General features: G+C 65.0%; 3 protein-coding genes. All 3 read right to left on the bottom strand.

Annotation, left to right across the window (positions count from 1 at the left end; genetic code table 11):
• Positions 1-161: glycine cleavage system protein H (locus ELR45_RS41300; protein ID WP_420813926.1), on the bottom strand; the 161-nt coding region annotated here is incomplete at its 3' end.
• 73 nt (positions 162-234) lie between these two features.
• The gene (locus tag ELR45_RS21605) at positions 235-1,065 is read right to left on the bottom strand and encodes a DUF881 domain-containing protein (RefSeq protein WP_129668201.1); all 831 of its coding nucleotides are present in this window, start codon (positions 1,063-1,065) and stop codon (positions 235-237) included.
• A 7-nt stretch (positions 1,066-1,072) separates the two neighbouring features.
• The gene (locus ELR45_RS21600) at positions 1,073-1,405 is read right to left on the bottom strand and encodes a DUF1290 domain-containing protein (protein WP_129668200.1); all 333 of its coding nucleotides are present in this window, start codon (positions 1,403-1,405) and stop codon (positions 1,073-1,075) included.
• Positions 1,406-1,439 lie beyond the last annotated feature (34 nt).

Here is a 1,439-nt window from a genome sequence, read left to right as displayed (position 1 = left end):
CCGGTGATGTCGTCGCCGACGTTCGGCAGCTGCACGTAGACGATATCGCCCAGCTGCTCCTGGGCGAAGTCGGTAATGCCGACCCGGACGCTGCCATCGGCCTCTCCAGGGCTACGCACCCACTCGTGCTCGGCCGTGTACTTCAGGTCCTCGGGGTACATGGGTTGGAACCCGCCTCCTTCGACGATGTCATCACTCGCATTCGCACGCCACATCATCACACGTGCACCTGTGTCACTCGCCCTCCGGTGCGGGACGAGCATGTTCCGGCTCCGTGACCTCGTGCAACGTATCCACGGTCAGTTCGCTGAACTGGGTCACCGTCGCCTCGCCATCGGCCAGCTCGACCTTGCTCATAACTCCCTGGGGGAAGCGCATCGACTCTTCGAGGTTCTCCTGGTTGCCGATCGCGGTGATCACATACGGCGGCTCCAGCTCCACGCCCGAGACTTCCACACCGCCGTCGGCGGGCAGGAAGTAAGACGCCGCCACGATGCGCACGGCCGTGTCGTTGCCTTGCCCCTCGATCTGGATCGCTTCAGCCCCGGCCGAACGCAGCTCGTAGATCGCGTTGTAGAGCGTGGTGTCCGACACTTGGTTGTCCGGGTCGCTGATGGTCAGCTGGATCCCCGGCCCGCTGACTTCGACCGTGCCGGCGATGATCTCGGCCTGCCGCAGCCGTTCCCGGGCCTGTTCGAGCGCGACGCTCTCATCGCCCGCGCTGGAGGCGAGGTCGTCCCGGTCCCGCCGAAGTTCCTGGATCTCGTCTTCCAGACGATCGGCTTCCCTGGTGAGGCCGTCGTAGATCTGGAGCAGCTCGTCCCGGCGTGCATGGCTGAGCGCATCCTCTTCATCCCCGCGAACCTGCAGTACAGCACCGAACCCCAGTAGCGCCAGCAACACGCCCACCCACAGGTGGCTGGCTTGCGGACGCTTGGTCATCGCCCGCCAGAAGCGTTTACCTCCCGAAGGCACGATCGGCCGGAAACGAGGAACATCCGACTCCCCCGATGCCGGCTTCTTCTCGGCCTTCTCGGATTCTTTGCGGTCCTTCTCCTCGGTCATGACCGCCTCACGCCCGGAAGAGATGTCGCCTGATGGTCGCGGCGTTGGTGAAGATACGTATGCCGAGAACGACGATCACCGCGGTGGACAGCTGCGCGCCGACGCCGAGCTGGTCCCCGAGGTACACGATCAACGCCGCGATCAGCACGTTGGCGACGAACGAGACCACGAACACCTTGTCGTCGAAGATGCCCTCCATCACCGCGCGGATCCCACCGAACACTGCGTCCAGCGCCGCCACGATCGCGATCGGGACGTAAGGCTGCAAGTCCAGCGGCACGGACACGTCGAAGAGGAGGCCGGCGACGATCCCCACCAGGAGACCCAGTGCGGGGATCACGAGACTCCCCCGTTCGCGGCCGCGTACTCCAGAG

This window comes from Phytoactinopolyspora endophytica (genome assembly GCF_004138495.1).
GTDB lineage: Bacteria > Actinomycetota > Actinomycetes > Jiangellales > Jiangellaceae > Phytoactinopolyspora > Phytoactinopolyspora endophytica.
The sequence above is the reverse complement of the archived record's forward strand: the minus strand, read 5'-3'. Positions and strand labels throughout refer to the sequence as shown.